The sequence below is a fragment of the Microbispora sp. CSR-4 genome (genome assembly GCF_008033685.1).
Taxonomy (GTDB): Bacteria; Actinomycetota; Actinomycetes; order Streptosporangiales; family Streptosporangiaceae; genus Microbispora.
In genome coordinates, this window is sequence record NZ_VJVX01000021.1 from 76,933 (window position 1) to 94,187 (window position 17,255).

Consider the following 17,255-nt stretch of genomic DNA (forward strand, 5'->3'; position numbering starts at 1 on the left):
GCGGGGTCGCTCCGCGCTATCGACAGCGAGCGGATAAGTCGCTTACCCTCGGCTAGGTGGGTCTTCGCCTATACGATACGCATCGCCGCGCCGTCCGCGATTTCGTCCCCCGAATTCCCGGAACTGTGTCGATTTATCTCTGCGGTCCCACCGTCGTCGTTCCGCCGCACGTGGGGCAACTCAGATCGCAGGTGAATTTCGACATCCTGCACCGCTGGCTGAAAAACAGCGGATATGAGGTCCTGCTCTGCCGGAACGTCACCGACATCGAGGACAAGATAATCCACAGGGCCATTTCCGAGGGGGTTCCCTGGTGGCGGATCACCGATCCCGTCCACCGCGCCTTCGTCCGCACCTACACCGCCCTGGGCTGCCTTCCGCCCAGCGTGGAGCCGCGGGCGACGGGGCACATCCCGGAGATGATCGAGATGGTCGAGCAGCTCGTCGCCTCCGGGCACGCGTACGAGTCCGACGGCAACGTCTATTTCTCGGTCGGCACCTACCCGCATTACGGATCCCTTTCCCGGCAGCAGGCGAGGCATCTGCGGGCGACCGAGGAGAACGAGCACGGAAAACGCGATCCACGCGATTTCGCGTTGTGGAAGAGCGCCAAACCCGGCGAGCCGGTGTGGAACTCACCCTGGGGCGAGGGGCGCCCGGGGTGGCATCTGGAGTGTTCCGCGATGGCCCGCAGATATCTGGGCACGGAATTCGACATCCACGGCGGCGGGGCAAATCTCATATTTCCGCACCATGAAAACGAAATGGCGCAGTCACGGGCCGCAGGGGACTCGTTCGCGCGATTCTGGCTGCACAACGGGCCGGTGACGCACCGGGGCGAGAAGATACGTAAACACCAGCGCAACCCGCTGGCCGTCCCCGCCCTGCTCGACCGGGTGCGGCCGGCCGAACTCCGTTATTACCTGGCGGCGGCCCATTACCGGTCGCCGGTGGAATTCAGCCCCGACGCCCTGGACGAGGCGGCGGCGGCCTACCGGCGGATCGAGAGGTTCGTGCTGCGGGTGGCCTCCGACGCCGCCGCGCCCCTTCCCCCGCAGTTCAGCGAGGCCATGGACAACGACCTGAACGTGCCGCAGGCCCTCGCGGCCGTCCACGGCGCGGTGGCCGAAGGCAACGCCGCGCTGGCGTCCGGAGATCGCGAACGGGCGGCCGGGAAATGCCGATCGGTGCGGGCCATGCTGAATGTGCTCGGCCTCGATCCGCTCAGCGATACCTGGCATCGGGAAACGCATCTGCAGGAAGTGGCGGGGGCCGTACTCCGGGTGGTCCGTAATCTCGCCGCCGCCAGCGCCCGGCAGGGAGATCACGAACGTGCGCGGATCATGGAGCAGCACATCGAGAGGGCGCTCGCTAAACGCCACCAAATCGAGCACGCCGCGCTTATCAGATAGATCTTGATCGCACGGTGCGGCGTCGGTGCGGCGTCGGCACAGAGCCGGCACAGAGCCGGCACAGAGCCGGCACACAGCCGACGCGGCGTCGGCGCGGGCCCAAGCACACACGCGGCGCACACGCGGCGCACACGCGACGCACACGCGACGCACACGCGACGCGGACCCGGCGCGGGACCCCGCCGGCGCGCGGGCCGCCGCCGCCGGGCCGTCCGCGGCGCGCGGATGACCGGGCGGCGAATGTTACAAGAACAAGAACTGGCGACCGGAGGATAATCTCGGCCGATTCATGGGAATCATGAAGGCACCAGCTGACGGACCCCGCCGAAAGGAGGGCCCCGATGAAGAAGGTGCAGATCGTGCCGCGACCGCGGCCGCCGAGAGTTCCCGCCCCGATCGACCTGCGCACCCCCTCGGGAAGGGTCCTCCCCTACTAACCCCGATGGCTCCGGATCAGCGTCCGGCCAGCTCGTAGCAGTGGGCGAAGCCCTCGAGCACGGCGGGCCAGGAGCACCGGACCGGCTCCGTCTCCCTGTTGTGCTCGGCGATCGACCGGCGCAGGGCGGAGTCGCGGGCCAGCCGTACGACCGAGGCGACGAGGTCGTCGAACGTGCGGCCCAGCAGGCCCTCCTTGCCCGGCCTGACGAAGTCGGCCACGCCGCTCTGCGCCCGCGCGACCACCGGCACGCCGGCCGCGCGGGCCTCCAGCGCGGCCAGGCCGAACGACTCGCGCGGCGCCGGGGCCACGAACACGTCGGCCACGGCCAGCAGGTCCTTGATCTGCTCCCGGCTGTACCTGCCCGGCAGCGACACCCAGCTCATCCGGCGCGCCCGCAGGTAGCGCTCCATGCGCCCGCGGGCCGGTCCGTCGCCCACGATCGTCGCGCGCATCGCGATGTCCCTCGGCACCCTGTCGCGGGCCGTCTCCAGCAGCTTGAGCAGGCGCAACGGCTGCTTGCGCGGCGCCAGCCTGCCGACCGCCACCACGTGCACCGCCGCGTCCCCGGCGTCCTGCACACCGTCCCGTACGGAACCGAGCCGAGCCGAGCCGGACTGTGCCGTGCCCGACTGTGACGTGCCCGACTGTGACGTGCCCGACTGTGACGGGCCGGACTGCGCCGGGCCGGGCTGTGACGGGCCGGGCTCGGGCCGCCATGAGGTCACGTCCAGGCCGTTCGACACCACCTGCACGGGCACGCGGGGCCCGGCCACGGCGCGGATCGGTCGCGCGGCGGCCTCGCTGACGGCGGTGAGGACCAGGCCCCAGCGCCGCCACCCGAAGGCCGCCTGGAGCGCCCGGTAGACGCCGCGGGTGACCGGATCCCACATGCTGTGGACGGTCGCGACCACCGGCAGCCCGGACCGGACCGCCGCCTGCACGCCCATCCACGCGAACGGCGAGACGGCCCCCGTGTGGACGTGTACCACGTCGAACCGGCCGCTCCTCATGATCCGGAGAAGGTGGGCCGTGCCGCGCGGATGGACCGGCAGGTCGAACGGGAGGTTCGCGACCACCCGGTGCACCCCCGGCAGCCGCTCCCCCGGCGTCGCCGTCACCACCTCGACCGTGTGGCCCGCCTCGCGCTGAGCCCTGACGAGGTCGGCGACCTGCACCTCGATCCCCCCGAGCCGCGGCAGATAGCAGTCGCTGACGTGAAGAATCCTCACCGGGTCAGCCTGACAGAGCCCGCCACGCCCATCAAACCGCGTGCCTATTCGGACTGCTCAGGGGGAGGGCGACGTCACGCGACCCGGGCCACGTGGGATCATGGGCGGAACCGGCGGCGCAGACGAGTGGAGCACGCGATGACGACGTTCCGTGGGGCGCGATGAGGACGGCGGTGTTCTTCCACGCCCATCCCGACGACGAGGCGCTGCTGACCGCCGGGACCATGGCAATGCTGGCCAACGAGGGGCACCGCGTGGTGCTCGTCGTCGCGACGGCCGGTGAGCGCGGCCTCGCCGACCTCCCGCACGGCGAGGAGCTCGGCAGGGCCCGCATGGACGAGCTGCACCGCTCGGCGGCGGCCCTGGGCTGCGCCCGGGTCGTGCTGCTCGGCTACGGCGACTCCGGCCTGGCGATCGACGGCGGCGTGGCCGACGACCGGCCGGACAACGCGTTCATCGACGCCGACGTCGAGGAGGCGGCGCAGCGGCTGGCCTCGGTGCTCAAGGAGGAGACGGCCGACCTGCTCACGATCTACGACCCGGCCGGCGGCTACGGCCACCCCGACCACGTGCAGGTCTACCGGGTCGGCAGCCGGGCCGCCGAGATCGCCGGGACGCCCATCGTGCTGGAGGCGACGGTCGACCGCGACCTCCTGCTCAAGGGTGTGCGGCTGGCCTCCCGGTTCTACCCGGCGATCGACGTGCGGAGCTTCGAACGGGCCTACTCGCCCCGCGACGCGATCACCCACCGCGTCAACGTGCGCAAGTACGCCAAGGCCAAGCGGGCGGCGATGGCGGCCCACGCCACCCAGGCCACCGGCGGCGACGGCGACCGCACGCTGGGCGCGATGCTGAAGATCCCCGGGCCCGCCTACCGGTTCGTCTTCGGCACCGAGTGGTACGTGCGCCGCGGCCTGCCCCGCGGCACCCGCCTGCGGCACCCCTTCGACGGCGGCCCGCACATCCCTTAAGGGCTTACTCCTCCCCCAGGAGGAGCCCGGCACCTCCGGGGACCGGCAGACTGGAGGGGACCGGCAACCGGACTTGGGGGCGTACGCGGGTGAACAGGAAGTGGCTGCAGATCGCGCTGTCCGTGGTGTCGCTCGGGCTGGCCACAGCACTGGTGATCTATCTCCCGCAGATCGTGCACACCCTGACCGGCGCCACCGTGAGCTGGACGGAGATCGGCCACGAGTTCGGCGGCCTCGGCTGGCAGACGATCGCGCTGATGACGATCCTGTGGCTGGCGAGCCTGTACGCGTACACGTTCGTGATGACCTCCGCACTGCCCGGGCTCACGCACATGCAGGCGCTCACGCTCAATGCGGCGGGCAGCGCGGTCAGCAACCTGCTGCCGTTCGGCGGCGCGGCGGGCGTGGCCCTGACGTTCGGCATGACCCGCGGCTGGGGCTTCGCCAACCGGCCGATCGTCGTCTACACGCTGGTCACCGGCATCTGGAACTCGCTGTTCCGGTTCATCCTGCCCGCCGTGGGGATCGTGTGCCTGCTCATGGCGGGCAAGGCCACCAATCCCACGGTCGCCAAGGCGGGCTGGGTCGGGGCCGTCTCGATCCTCGTGCTCGTCGCCGTCGTCGCCACGGCGCTCTACTGGGACCGCGCCGCCGCCGTCCTCGGCCGCGTCCTCGACGGGATCGTACGGCTCGCGCCCCGGCGGTTCCGCCCGGCGGAGCACGCGGCGTCGGCGGCCATCGAACGGCTGCGCAGGGACACGGCCGAGATCATCCACAGCCGGTGGGCGGGCCTGTCGCTCGGGATGGTCGCCTTCCTCGCGTTGCAGTGCCTGATCATGGCCGCCTGCCTGGTCGCCACGGGCTCCTACCCGGGGCCGGCCGAGACCGTCGCCGTCTTCGCGCTCAGCCGTGTCCTCACCACCGCCCTCGTCACGCCGAGCGGAGCGGGGATCATGGAAGGGGGCGTCGCGACGCTGCTGATCGGGGCGTTCGGCCAGCCCGCGGGCGGGGCCACCGCGGCCGCCGTGCTGTTCGGATTCTGGACCTACACCATCGAGATCCCCTGGGGCGGGCTGGCGCTCGGCGGCTGGTCCCTGCTGCGCAGGCGGGAGGCCCGCGCCGCCTCCGCCGAGGCGGAACCGGCCGTCTCCCCGGACCCCACCCGGGTCCGCTGATCAACTGCGGGTCACCCTGCCGATCTCCTACACTCGCGGGGCGAGAAGGTGAGGGTGTCCGGGTTGGTGAATGCCTTGTGCCCCTTCGCGGGCGCGCATACGGTGACGCCTGAGACAGGACGACGAGCGGCGGCCGGCAGGCACGACGTGCGAGAGCGGAGGAACGCCCGATGAGCCCCCCGACGAGCCCGGTGACGTTCCGGGTCCTCGGACCGGTGGGGGCGCACGACGGCACCCACGAGCTCGATCTCGGCGGGCTGCGGCAGCGCGCGGTGCTGGCCCGCCTGCTCGTGGCGCGCGGCCAGGTCGTGCCCGTCGACACCCTGCTGTTCGACCTGTGGGACGACGACGCCGCGAAGGGCGCCCAGTCGGGGTTACAGGTCTACATCTCCCGGCTGCGCCGCGTGCTGGAGCCCAACCGGCCGCGCGGCGGGCCCAACCGCCTGCTCGTGACCGTCGCGTCGGGATACGCCCTGCGCGCCGCGCCGGAGCAGGTGGACGCGCTGCGCTTCGAGGCGATGGTCCGCTCGGCCGGGGAGCGGATGGACGACAGCCCCCAGGCCGCCCGGGCACGGCTCGACACCGCGCTCGCGCTGTGGGAGGGCACGCCTTACTCGGACTTCGCCGATCAGCCCTGGGCGGAGGCTGAGGTGGCGCGGCTCAGCGAGCTGCGCCTGGTGGCCAGGGAGCGGCACGCCGACGCCGGGCTGCGCATGGGCCTGCACGCCGAGACCGTGCCCGACCTCGAGGCGCTGACCACCCAGCACCCCCTGCGTGAGGAGGGCTGGCGGCTGCTCGCGCTCGGGCTCTACCGGTGCGGGCGGCAGGGCGACGCGCTCGCCGCGCTGCGCCGGGCCCGCACGATCCTGTCCGACGAGCTGGGCATCGACCCCGGGCCGGCGCTGCGGAAGCTGGAGTCGGACATCCTGTCGCAGGACCCCGGGCTCGACCTCGTGCTTCCCGCGCCCCGGCGGCCCGTGGAGATCTCCGCGACCTGGCCGCCCCGGCCGGTCGCCACCGGCGACGCCCCGCCGCTGGAGCCCGAGCCGTTCGTGGGCCGTGACGCCGAGCTGGCCGCGCTCACCGCCGCCGCGCCCCGCGCCCAGGCTGGCCGGTTCACCGTCGCGGTGGTCAGCGGCGACCCCGGTGCGGGAAAGACGACGCTGGTGCGGCGGCTGTTCGAACGCCTGGAGGGCGACGGCTGGATCGGGGCGACCGGAGGCTGCCCCGACAGCACGGCGACCCCGCCCGGCTGGGCCTGGGTCGAGGTGCTGCGCGGCCTGGTCGCGCGCAGGGGCGCGGGCGAGTACGCCGCGCTGCTGGCGCCGCTGCTCGACGACACCGCCCCCGACATCGCCGACGACGAGGCGGCGGGCAGTTTCCGGCTGCACCGGGCCGTCGGCGGCTACCTGTCGGCCGTGGCGCGCGAGGCCCCGCTACTGATCCTCCTGGAAGACCTGCACTGGGCCGACGACCAGACGCTCGCGCTGCTGCGCGCGCTGCCCAGCCTGCTCGCGGCCAGCCGCGTGCTCGTCGTGGTGACCTGCCGCGACGGCGAGCTGAACGACCAGCAGCAGGACGTGCTGGCCGCGCTGGCCCGGCTCGATCCCGTACGCGTCGGGCTCGGCGGCCTCGACGACGCCGCGGTCGCGGAGCTCGTGCGGGCGACCTGCGTGCACGAGGTGGACGACGAGGTCGTCAGCACGATCGTCGAGCGGGCCGGGGGCAACCCGTTCTTCGTCAAGGAGACGGCCCGGCTGTTCGAGGCCGAGGCCGACATCTCCGAGGTGCCGTCGGGCGTGCGCGACGTGCTGCGGCGGCGGATCGCCCGGCTGCCCGAGCGGGCCCAGCAGGTGTTGCTGCAGGCCGCCGTGATCGGCCGCGACGTGGACGTGGACGTCCTGGTCGACGTCTCGGGCGACGAGGACGCCGTGGTGGACGCGGTCGAGGCGGCCCTGCTCGCCGGGCTGGTGACCGAGCCGGGCCCCGGCCTGCTCAGGTTCGACCACGACCTGGTCAGGGACACGATCTATTCGGACGCCTCCCGGCTGCGCCGTTCGCGGCTGCACGCCGCGGTCGCCTCGGTGATCGAGCAGCGCAGCCCGAACGACGTGGCGGCGCTGGCCCACCACTACGACGCGGCGGGCACGGTGGAGACGGCCGCGAAGGCCGTACGGTATGCCGGTCTGGCGGCCGAGCAGGCCGAGCGCAGGTTCGCCCACCGGGAGGCCGCGACGCTCTGGCAGCAGGCCATCGCCGCCTTCGACCGTGCTCACGCGGGCCGGGGACCGGCGCGTGACCGGCTGGAGCTGCAGCTGCGGCTGATCAGGGCGCTGGCGCTGTGCGGGGACATGACCGCCGCCCGTGCGCATCGGGGTGAGGCGATGTCGGTCGCGCTGCCCCTCGGCGATCTGGAGCTGACCGCCCGGGTCGCGGCGGCGCTCGCGGTGCCGCACAAGGGCATCGCCCGCGACTTCACCCGTACGGCCTGGGAGATCGTCGACGTCACCGAGAAGGCGCTCGTCGAGCTGCCGGAGGGCGAGCAGTCGCTGCGGGCCAGCCTGCTCGCGACGCTGGCCCTGGAGCTGGAGGGATCGGCCACCGAGCGCGGCTACCAGGCGTCGCTGGAGGCCGAGGAGCTGGCCAGGTCGAGCGGCGACCCCGCGCTGCTGGCGATGGCGCTGAGCGGGCGGCTGCGGCAGTCCTACACGCTGACGCAGGTGGACGAGCGCGAGACCATCGGCCGTGAGCTGCTGCGGGTCGGGGCCGAGTCGGGCCAGATCGCGGTGCAGACGCTGGCGCACCTCGTGTTGCTGGAGTGCGCGGCGGCCCGGGGCGACTTCGCCGAGGCCGACGAGCACCTCGCGCAGGCCGAGCGCCTCGGGCGGCAGTACGCCCTGCCCGCCCCGGCGGCGGTCGGCGCGTGGTACGCCGGGCAGCGGCTGATGATCACCGGTGACTACGCCGGGGCCGAGCGGGCCTACCGCAACGCGGCGCGGCTGACCGCGCGGGCCGGCATGCTCGAAGGCCGCCAGGACCTGCCGCTGATCGCCACGTTCTGCCTCCACCTGGTGGACGGGCGGGCCGCCGAGATGGCCGAGCCGCTGGGCGAGGCGCACCAGCGCGGCGCGAAGTGGACGCTCGACGCCTACGCCGTGGCGCTCGCCTCGGCCGGGCACATCAGGGACGCACAGGTGGTGGCCGCGAGCCGGGAACCGGTCCGCACCGACTTCCTCTACGAGCTCGCGCTCATCTGGCGGGCCCTCGCCGGGATGCTGCTGGACGACGAGGGCCGGATGCGGGAGGCGTACGAGAAGCTCGCGCCGTTCCGCGACCGCATCGCCGGGGCCGGCACCGGTGTGGTCGCCCTGTGGCCGGTGGCGAAGACGCTCGGCGACCTCGCCGTACGGCTCGGCCTGCCGGCCCGCGACCACTACGAGAAGGCGCTGGCCGTGGCCGAGCGGGTGGGCGTGCCCCGCTGGGTCGCCGAGGCCCGCGGGGCGCTCGCGAACAGGTGAGCGGGCGGGCGAGCGGGCGGGCAGGGAGCAGAGGGGCGGAGTTCGCAAAGGCCCCTGTCGCATCACGAACCCGTCGCCTCTCGTGCCCTCAGGTGTACATAGGACGAATTGATCGCCGGTTGACATTCGCTTGCAATCGGCGCGAGCCGGGACGCTAAGGTGAGGCTGGCCTGATGACTGCCCCCATGACCGGCGGTGAGAGCACGTGAGGATCCCTGACCCCACGGCCGCCTCCGTGTTCGGCCTTCCTCTGTGGCTGGTCGTCGCGGTCGGCGCGGTCGCCCTTTTCGGCGCGTTCCAGGTGTACTACTGGGTCGGCCGCCGGCTCGGCGAGGCGCTCTACCGCTCCCGGGTGGGCCGCAGGATCGGCCGGGAGCGGATCGAACGCGTGGAGAACGTCGTGCGCCGGTGGGGCGCGCTCGCCGTCTACGGCTGCTTCTGGGTGCCCGGCCTGCGGCACACGCTGCCGTGGGTCGCGGGGGCTCTTCGGGTGGACTACCGCTGGTATGTGACGGCCAGCGCGCTCGGCTGCCTGACCTGGGTGCCGGTGACCTCCTTCGGCCTCTATTCGCTCCTGTGGGCCTGGCTGTCGCTGGCGGCCCGCTCCCCCGTGCTGGCCGCCGCCGTCGTCGCCGTCATCGCCGTGGCCGTCGCCCTCCTCGTACGGCGCCGCAGGAGGAGGGGCCGCGGCGGGGACGCGCCCGCCGCGCCCGAGGCCGTGCGATCATGTCGGGATGCGTAACGGGGTACTCATCGCGCTGGCCGCCGCCCTCGTCACGGCGGGGGCCGCGACAGGGCTCACGGCGGCGCCCGCTCAGGCAGGGCCCGCTCAGGCAGGGCCCGCTCAGGCAGGGCCCGCTCAGGCCGCGGAGAAGCCGTCGGTCACCGCCAGGGAGGCCTACCTGGTGGACATCACGGACGGAGCGCACGGAGCACACGGAGCGCACGGAGCGCACGGAACGGTCCAGTTCGCCAAGCGCGAGACGCGCCGGGTGCCGATAGCGAGCCTGACCAAGGTCATGACCGCCTACGTGGTGCGGCGGCAGGCCCGCCTCGACGATGTGGTGACCATCAAGCAGGCCGACGTACGGCACGCGGTGGCCGGCGGGGCCACGACGGCGGGCCTGCGGGCGGGCGAGCGGCTCACCGTGCGCGACCTGCTCTACGGGCTCATGCTCCCCTCGGGAGCCGACGCCGCGCACGCCCTGGCCGAGAAGTACGGCCCGGGGACGGCGAAGTTCGTCGCCAAGATGAACGCCGCGGCCCGGCGTCTCGGGCTGCGCGACACCCGCTACGCCAACCCCGACGGGCTGCCCTCGAAGGCGTACTCCACCGCCCGCGACCAGGCGACGCTGGCCGCCGCGGTGCTGCGCGACCCCGTGATCGCGACCGTCGCCAAGACGCCCAAGCGGGTGGTCGGGAAGTCGGCCCACCACCGGGTGCACGTGTGGCGCAACACCAACGACCTGCTGCGCGACGGCGCGGTGGGGCTGAAGACCGGCTTCACCAACCAGGCCGGCTACTGCCTGTCGTTCGCCGCCGTCCGCGACGGGCGCACGTACGTCGGGGTCGTGCTGGGCGAGCGCAGCGACAGGGCCAGGTTCGCGACGGCGCGCAGGCTGCTCGACTGGGCCACTGAAGGGGTCGCTGAAGGGGCTGGCGGAGGGGCTGCGGGAGGGCCTGGCGGAGAGGTCATGGAAGGGGCCGGGGTCATTCTCTCCTGAGCAGGCCGTGGCAGGCGATGGCCGCGGCGGCCACCACGTTCAGGGAGTCGACGCCGAGGTCCATCGCCCGTGCGCTCATCGGGATGCAGACGGGCTCGTCGGCCTCGTGCAGCCAGTGGGACGACAGCCCGTCGCCTTCCGAGCCGAGCATCAGCGCGACCCGGCCGGACAGCGGGGCCTTGTCCAGCGGCACGGCCGACTGGTCGGGCGTGAGCGCGAGCAGGCGGAAACCGGCCGCCCTGAGCTCCGCCAGGCCGCCGTGCCAGTCGGTCATCCGGGCGTACGGGATGGCGAACACCGCCCCCATCGACACCTTGACGGCGCGGCGATAGAGGGGGTCGGCGCAGCGCGGCGACAGCACGATCCCGCCGACGCCGAGCGCCGCCGCGCAGCGGAAGATCGCCCCCACGTTGCCGTGGTCGACCAGGTCCTCCAGCACGAGGATCCTCGCCCCCGCGTCCGCGAGGAGCTCGCCGACCGAGGGAAGCGGGGTGCGCTCCATCGCGGCGAGCGCGCCGCGATGCACCTGGAAGCCGGTGATGCCCTCCATCACCCGGTCGGAGACCACATAGACGGTGGCGTCGCCGACGACGTCGGCCAGCGCGTCGAGCCACTTGGCCGTGGTCAGCACGGAACGCACCGGGTGGCCCGCGCCGATCGCCCGCCTGATGACCTTCTCGCCCTCGGCGACGAACAGCCCGCGCTCGCTCTCGACGCTCTTGCGCAGATCGACGTCGCGCAGCCGGACGTAGTCCGACAGGCGCGGATCCGCCGCGTCCTCCACCGGGATGACCACGGCCCTCAGCGTACGGCCAGGCCGAACGCTCCCGCACACCCGCTCCGTACACCCAGTCTGTGCACCCTGGCACAAGATGTGCCTTTTGCCAGTATCGTTCCGTAAACCTGTTACGGCCCGTCGATATCCGGAGAGAGCACCGTGGGCGGACGACACCGCACAGACGAACTCGATGGCGGCTTCGACCCCCGGTACGAGCCCCCGCCGCCACGGCGGCGCGCCGGGCGGGGGACGGTGTTCGTCCCGCTGGCCGGAGCGGTCGCCCTCGCCGTCCTCCTCGGCGTCGCCGCCTACGTGGTGGTGAACAAGAGCCCGGGCTGCGCCGGAGAGAAGGTCGAACTCTCGGTCGTCGCCGCGCCCGACATCGAGCCCGCCGTCCAGAAGATCGCCACGAAGTTCGGCAAGTCGGGCAGGACCGTCGACGGCAGGTGCGTCGCCGTCACGGTCAAGGCCGCCGACTCGTCCGACGTCGCCAACGCGATGGCGGGCACCGGTCCCACCAACGGCAAGATCGACCCCGACCTGTGGATCCCCGACTCCAGCCTGTGGCTGAGCGGCGTCAAGAACGCGCCCGAACCCGCCGGGTACGCCGCGAGCACCCCCGTCGTGCTGGCCGCGTCCAAGACCGGCGCGGACAAGCTCCAGTCGGCCTTCAGCCCGAGCTGGACCGGCCTGATGAGCGCGGCCAACGCCGCCAACCCCGACGGCCTGGCGCGGAAGGTGCGCGTGCTCGCGCTCGACCCCACGCAGAACGCCGCCGGTCTCGGCGCGCTGCTGGCCGGGGCCGCCGTGCTCAAGCAGGGAGGCGGCAGCGAGGAGACGCTCGTCGGCGTGCTGCGCCAGTTGTCGGAGTCCACCGTCTCGACCCCCGACAGCATGTTCGCCACGCTGACCAAGGCCGCGGCCCGCATCCCCGTCGGCGTGACGTCCGAGCAGGCCGTGTGGTCCTACAACACGACGACGACCCCATCGAACCCGGCGGTCGCGCTCTATCCGGCCGAGGGCACGATCAGCCTCGACTACCCGATCATCGTCACGACGAAGGACGCCGCGACGCGCAAGGCCGCGCAGGCCCTCGCGACCGAGGTGACCTCGCCCAGCGGCAGGAAGACCGTGCAGGACTTCGGCTTCCGTGCACCGGACGGCAAGGGCGGCAGCCTGCTGAAGCCCGACAACGGCGTCAGCGCGAAGAAGCCGGCCGCGATCCCGCTGCCCGACTCCGCGACCGTCACCCGCCTCGCGCAGGCGTGGCAGCAGATCAAGCTCGGCACCCGGCTGCTCGCCCTCATCGACATCTCCGGGACCATGGCGCTGCCCGCCGACAAGAGCGGCGTCAGCCGGATGCGCGCGATCACCGACCTCACCGTCGAGGGCCTGAAGCTGTTCCCCGACAAGGCCGAGATCGGCATCTGGGCCTTCTCCGACACCCTCCGCGGCCCGGGCGTCGACTGGAAGCCCGTCGTGCAGATCGGGCCGCTGGCCCAGCAGATCAACGGGGTGACCCGCCGCGACGTGATCATGAAGGCCCTGCGTCAGGCGAAGGCCATCCCCACGGGCAACACCGGCCTGAACGACACCCTGTGGGCCGCGTACCAGAAGATGACCAAGGAGTACGAGCCCGACAAGGTGAACACGATCCTGCTGTTCACCGACGGCGTCGGAAACGACGACCCGAACGGCGGCATCTCCAACACCGAGATCCTGCGCAAGCTGAAGGACGCCTACGACCCCAAGCGGCCGGTGAGCATCCTGATCATCTCGTTCAACACCCAGAAGGACGAGGACCGCACGCAGATGACCTCCATCGCCAAGGCGACCGGCGGCGCGGCCTACTTCCCGCAGACGATCCTGGAGATCCGGAACATCTTCCTCAAGGGGATCGCCCGCAGACTCCAGTAACAGCAGTCGCTGTTTTCGCAGGTCATACCCGTTGGGCATGGCCCCGCGACCCGTAAACGACGCCAGAGGGGACGGCGTCCCACTCGTGTGGGGACCGGCGAGACCAGGTTCCGTCACACGGGGAGGAATGTTCGTTGCCCGAATGGCCCGGCGTCGGGCGAGCCGACGACCACCGACTGCTGGAGGCGCTGCGCCGCGGGGGCGGCGCGGACGCCCAGGCCACGGCCGCGCTGTACGACGCCTACGCCGACCGGCTGAGCGACTACGCGTACGAGCTGGTGCGCGACCTCGACACGGCCGAGCGCGCGGTGCACGACGCGCTCGTGGCGGCGTCCTGCTGCGCCGGCCGGTTGAAGGAGCCGGCCCGGCTGCGGGCGTGGCTGTACGCGCTGACCCGGTTCCACAGCGCCACCCGTTCTACCCGGAAGGGCGCGGCGCAGGTCACCGGGCCCGTCATGGAGATGACGGAGTCCGCGGACCCGCCGCTCGCCGCGCTGGTGCGGGAGGCGCTCGGGGAGATCGCCGACCATGAGCGCGAGGTGCTCCAGCTCGCCGTACGGCACGGCCTGACGGCGGCCGAGGTCGGGTCGGTTCTCGGGCTCTCCTCCCGGCAGGTGTCGGCGCGGCTCACCCGGGCCCGCGACCACCTGGAGAACGCCGCCGCGGCCCTCGTGCTGGCCAGGGTCGGCCGGGCGCACTGCCCGGAGCTGTCGGCCCTGGTCGACCACGGCGTGGGCGCCGCCTGGCAGGACGGCCCTCTCGCCGCTCCGCTGCGCAAGCGGCTGAGCAAGCACATCGCGGGCTGTGAGATCTGCCGCGAGGGCCGGGGCAGGCACGTGTCGGCCGGGCGGCTGCTCGACATGATCCCCGTCGCCTTCCCGCCGCTGTCGCTGCGCCGCCGGGTGATCGAATCGGCGCTCCACGCCGACCGGCGTGACGACGTCACCACCGCCGCGTTCGACCAGCGCGGTTTCCCCGCGACCACCGGCAGACGGGCGGAACACCGGCGCACAGAACCCGCGCGCACAGCACACTCCCGAACAGGGCACCCCCAAACAGGGCACCCCCAAACAGGGCACGCGCGAACAGAACCCGGGCGGAACGAGCGCAGACGGGTCCGCTCCCGCCCGCTGCGGACCGCCCCCGTCATGTTCGCCGCCGTCTGCGTGTTCGGCGCGGCCGGCGGGCTCGCGCTGGTCTCCGGTCAGGCCCCGGCCGAGCGGCTCGAAGCGATACGCGTCTCCCCGACGGCGGCCCCGCAGGACCCGGGACAGCCCGAGGAGCCCGAAGCGTCCGAAGAGCCCGTGCTGGGCCGGGAGGGGAACGGCCCGCCGGAGGCGACGCCCGCCGCCCCCGGAGACGAGACACCCCCACCGAACGACTCCCCCCAATCGGCCGCGACCGCCCCACCCCACACCGCACCCTCGGGGCGGTCGCGGCCGTCTTCCCCCTCCACGCGGCGTACGCCCGAGCCGGCACTGACGGCGCTGTGCCCCGGAGACCTGGGCACGGCCACGGGCGCGTCGATCACGCTGGCCGCCCGCAACGCCGTGATCGAGTGGACGGCCGTCGCCTCGGGCGGGATCACGGTCTCGCCCCGGCACGGCAGGCTCCGCGCGGGCGCGAGCGGCCGGGTCACGCTCTCCGTCGTCGATCCGGGCGTCGCGGGCAAAGGGATCGTGACCTTCACGTCCTCGGCCGGCCGGCCCTCGTGCCGGATGACCTGGGACGGCCGGGAGGGGAACGGTGACACCGACCCGCTGCCCGACCGGAGCTCCGAGCCCACGACGGCCCCCACCCGCCCCACGCGTCCCCCCGGCGGCGGCTCCTCCTCCCAGCCACCGGATGAGCCGGGCGAGTCCGGCGGGTCCGGCGAGACGGGTGACGGCCCGTCCGCGGCCGGCGAGGCCGCCGCCACGCCCTCTGCCTGACGCATCCGCCACACAATCACCATTTGTTACACCCTTGTTGGAACTTTGGCACTCGCCAGTAACAATCAGGATTCGCGAGGTGTCAGCGGAAGTTTGAAAGGGGAAAAACGACGCGACCGAGGATTTGAGGGGGCATTGTGGCCCAAGCATGGCTGCCCGGCGCAAGCCGACTTCCCTCCCCCGGGGACTCCGGATCAATGCTCGGAGGAGCCCCGAGGACCGTCTGGTTCATCTGGCCCGCCGACCCCCAAGGGGTCTCCGCCAGGTCCGTCGCCCAGCGGCTGGTCCAGCTCCACCGGCCCTCCCACCTGGTGTGGAATCCGGTGACCGGAGAGATCGTCCAGTTGCTCCCGCCCACCAGGGCGGGCGGCGGGCTCGCCGCGGACCGCGGCAGGAACGGACGGATCTGCGTGCAGATCCAAGTCATCGGCTCGGCGAGGGAACCGTTCACCGACACCAAACTCGACGGCCTGGACGACATCCTGGCCTGGCTCGACTCGTGGGAGGTGCCGCGCCGATGGCCGGCCGGCCCTCCACTGCCCTATCCGCACTCCCTGACCGCCGAACGCAGCAAACGGCTGTGGGCACGGGGCGGCCACTTCGGCCACTCCCAGGTGCCCGGCACAAGGGAAGGCGACCCGGGATCGATCGACATCGCCCGCATCATCGGCGAGGAGGCGCCCAACCTGGAGGTCCCCGTGCCCCGAAGCGAGCTCAGGCTTCTGCAGGAGGTATGAGCTCCCTGATCACCATGCACCCGCGCCGTACGTCGGCCCGGGACGCCGAGCCGTAGCCCAGCACGAGGCCGTGCACCCGAGGCGGCCCGATGTGGTGGGGTTCGGCCGTGTCCAGGAGCACGCCACGTTCCCCGGCCCGCCGCACCAGGCCGGGGACCACTTCGGCGGGCAGGGGGACCATGACGTGGAGCCCGGCCGTGTCGCCTCGCACGTACGGCCCGAGCACCTCGACGATGGTCTCCCTCCTGCGGGCGTACTCCAGCCGCATCCTGCGCAGGTGCCGGTCGAGGTCACCGCGTTCCAGCAGGGTCGTCACGGCTCGCTGGACCGGCCCCGACGTGCGGTCGGCGAGCTGCGTCCTGCGCTCGGCCACGGCGTCGAGCAGGCCGGCGGGGGCGACCAGCCAGCCGAGCCCGACGTCGGGACCGAGCGACTTCGACAGCGTGCCGAGCAGCACCACCCGCCCGGGGTCGAGCCCGTAGAGCGCGGGCAGCGGCGCGACGTCGTAGCGGAACTCGGCGTCGTAGTCGTCCTCGACGACGATCGCGCCGGTCCTGCGCGCCCAGGCGAGCAGCTTCTCCCTGCGCGGGATCGGCAGCCTGCCGCCGAGTGGGAACTGGTGTGCGGGCGTCGTGTAGAGCACCCGCAGGTCGTCGGGGAGCGCCTCGACGATCACGCCCTGCTCGTCCACCGGGCAGGGCACGACCTCCGCCCCCCGGGAGGCGAAGATCCGCCGGGCGGCCCGCCAGCCGGGCTCCTCCACGCCCGCCCGGGTGCCCGGCCCGAGCAGCGTGGCCGCGATCAGGTCGAGACCGTTGCCGGTGCCCCTGGTGACCATGACGTTGCCCGCGCCCACCGGCACGGCCCTGGCCCTGCGCAGGTGGTCCGCCAGCAGCTCGCGCAGCTCCGGGTGGCCGTAGGGGTCGGGGAACGCGTTCAGCGCGAGCTCGCCGGCCGAACGCCAGGCCCGCCGCCAGGCCGCAGTGTCATAACCGAACACCCACGGCCGTCCCGCCCGCAGGTCCACCACCCCCGGGGGCGGCGGCTCGCGACGCTCGGCCCGGCGGGCCTCGGCCGGCTTCTCGGCGGACCTCTCGGCAGGCTTCTCGTACGGCAGCGCCTCGTCGGCCACGTAGGTGCCCGAGCCGTGCCGCCCGTCCAGCCACCCCTCGGCGTACAACTGCTGGTAGGCGTCGGTCGCGACGGTCCTGCTGACCCGGAGCAGGGCGGCGAGGGCCCGCGTGGACGGCAGCCGCTCCCCCGCCCTGAGCCGGCCGGTGCGCATGGCCTCGCGTAACTGATCGGCCACCTGGACGGCGAGCGGCACCGGGCACTCGCGGTCCACGGCCAGCGGCAGGTCTATGGTCACGCGCAAAGTGGTCTCCCCATATGGCCCGCAAGTGGACGTCCTCCACCGGTCCACT

General features: G+C 72.9%; 12 protein-coding genes. 9 read left to right on the forward strand and 3 right to left on the reverse strand.

Annotated features, from left to right (window positions below; translation table 11 throughout):
- The first annotated feature begins 56 nt into the window (after positions 1-56).
- A complete protein-coding gene (gene cysS, locus FLV34_RS17440; RefSeq protein WP_147943584.1) occupies positions 57-1,412 on the forward strand; it encodes a cysteine--tRNA ligase in 1,356 nt (451 codons plus the stop codon).
- A 453-nt stretch (positions 1,413-1,865) separates the two neighbouring features.
- On the opposite strand, the gene FLV34_RS42530 is transcribed toward cysS, so the two are convergent.
- Positions 1,866-3,080: a glycosyltransferase family 4 protein gene (locus FLV34_RS42530; RefSeq protein WP_147943585.1), complete on the reverse strand. Its 1,215-nt coding sequence runs from the start codon at positions 3,078-3,080 to the stop codon at positions 1,866-1,868.
- Positions 3,081-3,241: 161 nt separating this feature from the next.
- Here FLV34_RS42530 and FLV34_RS17450 point away from each other — a divergent pair, with 161 nt between their 5' ends.
- The 5 genes from FLV34_RS17450 to FLV34_RS17470 all read left to right on the forward strand — a co-directional run bounded on the left by FLV34_RS17450 (position 3,242) and on the right by FLV34_RS17470 (position 10,468).
- On the forward strand, positions 3,242-4,051 hold the full coding sequence (locus tag FLV34_RS17450; RefSeq protein WP_147943586.1) for a PIG-L deacetylase family protein: 810 nt from the start codon (positions 3,242-3,244) through the stop codon (positions 4,049-4,051).
- Between the two features lie 89 nt (positions 4,052-4,140).
- Positions 4,141-5,226 (forward strand): lysylphosphatidylglycerol synthase domain-containing protein, encoded by a 1,086-nt coding sequence (locus FLV34_RS17455; RefSeq protein WP_142651064.1) that lies wholly within the window; start codon positions 4,141-4,143, stop codon positions 5,224-5,226.
- A 170-nt stretch (positions 5,227-5,396) separates the two neighbouring features.
- A complete protein-coding gene (locus tag FLV34_RS17460; protein WP_142651065.1) occupies positions 5,397-8,744 on the forward strand; it encodes an AfsR/SARP family transcriptional regulator in 3,348 nt (1,115 codons plus the stop codon).
- A 205-nt stretch (positions 8,745-8,949) separates the two neighbouring features.
- The gene (locus FLV34_RS17465; RefSeq protein ID WP_142651066.1) at positions 8,950-9,486 is read left to right on the forward strand and encodes a DedA family protein; all 537 of its coding nucleotides are present in this window, start codon (positions 8,950-8,952) and stop codon (positions 9,484-9,486) included.
- Complete coding sequence (locus FLV34_RS17470) at positions 9,479-10,468, forward strand: D-alanyl-D-alanine carboxypeptidase family protein (protein WP_147943587.1); 990 nt, start codon at positions 9,479-9,481, stop codon at positions 10,466-10,468. Before FLV34_RS17465 ends, FLV34_RS17470 begins: the two co-directional genes overlap by 8 nt.
- Here FLV34_RS17470 and FLV34_RS17475 read toward each other — a convergent pair.
- Positions 10,455-11,264, reverse strand: a complete 810-nt coding sequence (locus FLV34_RS17475) for an RNA methyltransferase (protein WP_142651068.1) — start codon at positions 11,262-11,264, stop codon at positions 10,455-10,457. The genes FLV34_RS17470 and FLV34_RS17475 overlap by 14 nt on opposite strands.
- 141 nt (positions 11,265-11,405) lie before the next feature.
- On the opposite strand from FLV34_RS17475, the gene FLV34_RS17480 reads away from it, so the two are divergent.
- The 3 genes from FLV34_RS17480 to FLV34_RS17490 all read left to right on the forward strand — a co-directional run bounded on the left by FLV34_RS17480 (position 11,406) and on the right by FLV34_RS17490 (position 15,831).
- Entirely contained in the window at positions 11,406-13,163 is a 1,758-nt protein-coding gene (locus FLV34_RS17480) for a substrate-binding and VWA domain-containing protein (RefSeq protein WP_147943588.1), read from the forward strand.
- A 134-nt stretch (positions 13,164-13,297) separates the two neighbouring features.
- A complete protein-coding gene (locus tag FLV34_RS17485; protein ID WP_147943589.1) occupies positions 13,298-15,094 on the forward strand; it encodes a sigma-70 family RNA polymerase sigma factor in 1,797 nt (598 codons plus the stop codon).
- 197 nt (positions 15,095-15,291) lie between these two features.
- A complete protein-coding gene (locus FLV34_RS17490) occupies positions 15,292-15,831 on the forward strand; it encodes a hypothetical protein (protein ID WP_185949075.1) in 540 nt (179 codons plus the stop codon).
- Here the strand turns inward: FLV34_RS17490 and FLV34_RS17495 are convergent.
- Positions 15,809-17,206: a PLP-dependent aminotransferase family protein gene (locus FLV34_RS17495; protein ID WP_147943590.1), complete on the reverse strand. Its 1,398-nt coding sequence runs from the start codon at positions 17,204-17,206 to the stop codon at positions 15,809-15,811. The two genes, FLV34_RS17490 and FLV34_RS17495, sit on opposite strands and share 23 nt — an antisense overlap.
- Positions 17,207-17,255 lie beyond the last annotated feature (49 nt).

What these genes read in the sequence shown, in the direction of transcription:
- FLV34_RS17470 (WP_147943587.1), top strand. Translation starts at nt 9,479, where the DNA reads ATGCGTAACGGGGTACTCATCGCGCTGGCCGCCGCCCTCGTCACGGCG.
- FLV34_RS17450 (WP_147943586.1), top strand. Translation starts at nt 3,242, where the DNA reads ATGAGGACGGCGGTGTTCTTCCACGCCCATCCCGACGACGAGGCGCTG.
- FLV34_RS17460 (WP_142651065.1), top strand. Translation starts at nt 5,397, where the DNA reads ATGAGCCCCCCGACGAGCCCGGTGACGTTCCGGGTCCTCGGACCGGTG.
- FLV34_RS17490 (WP_185949075.1), top strand. Translation starts at nt 15,292, where the DNA reads ATGCTCGGAGGAGCCCCGAGGACCGTCTGGTTCATCTGGCCCGCCGAC.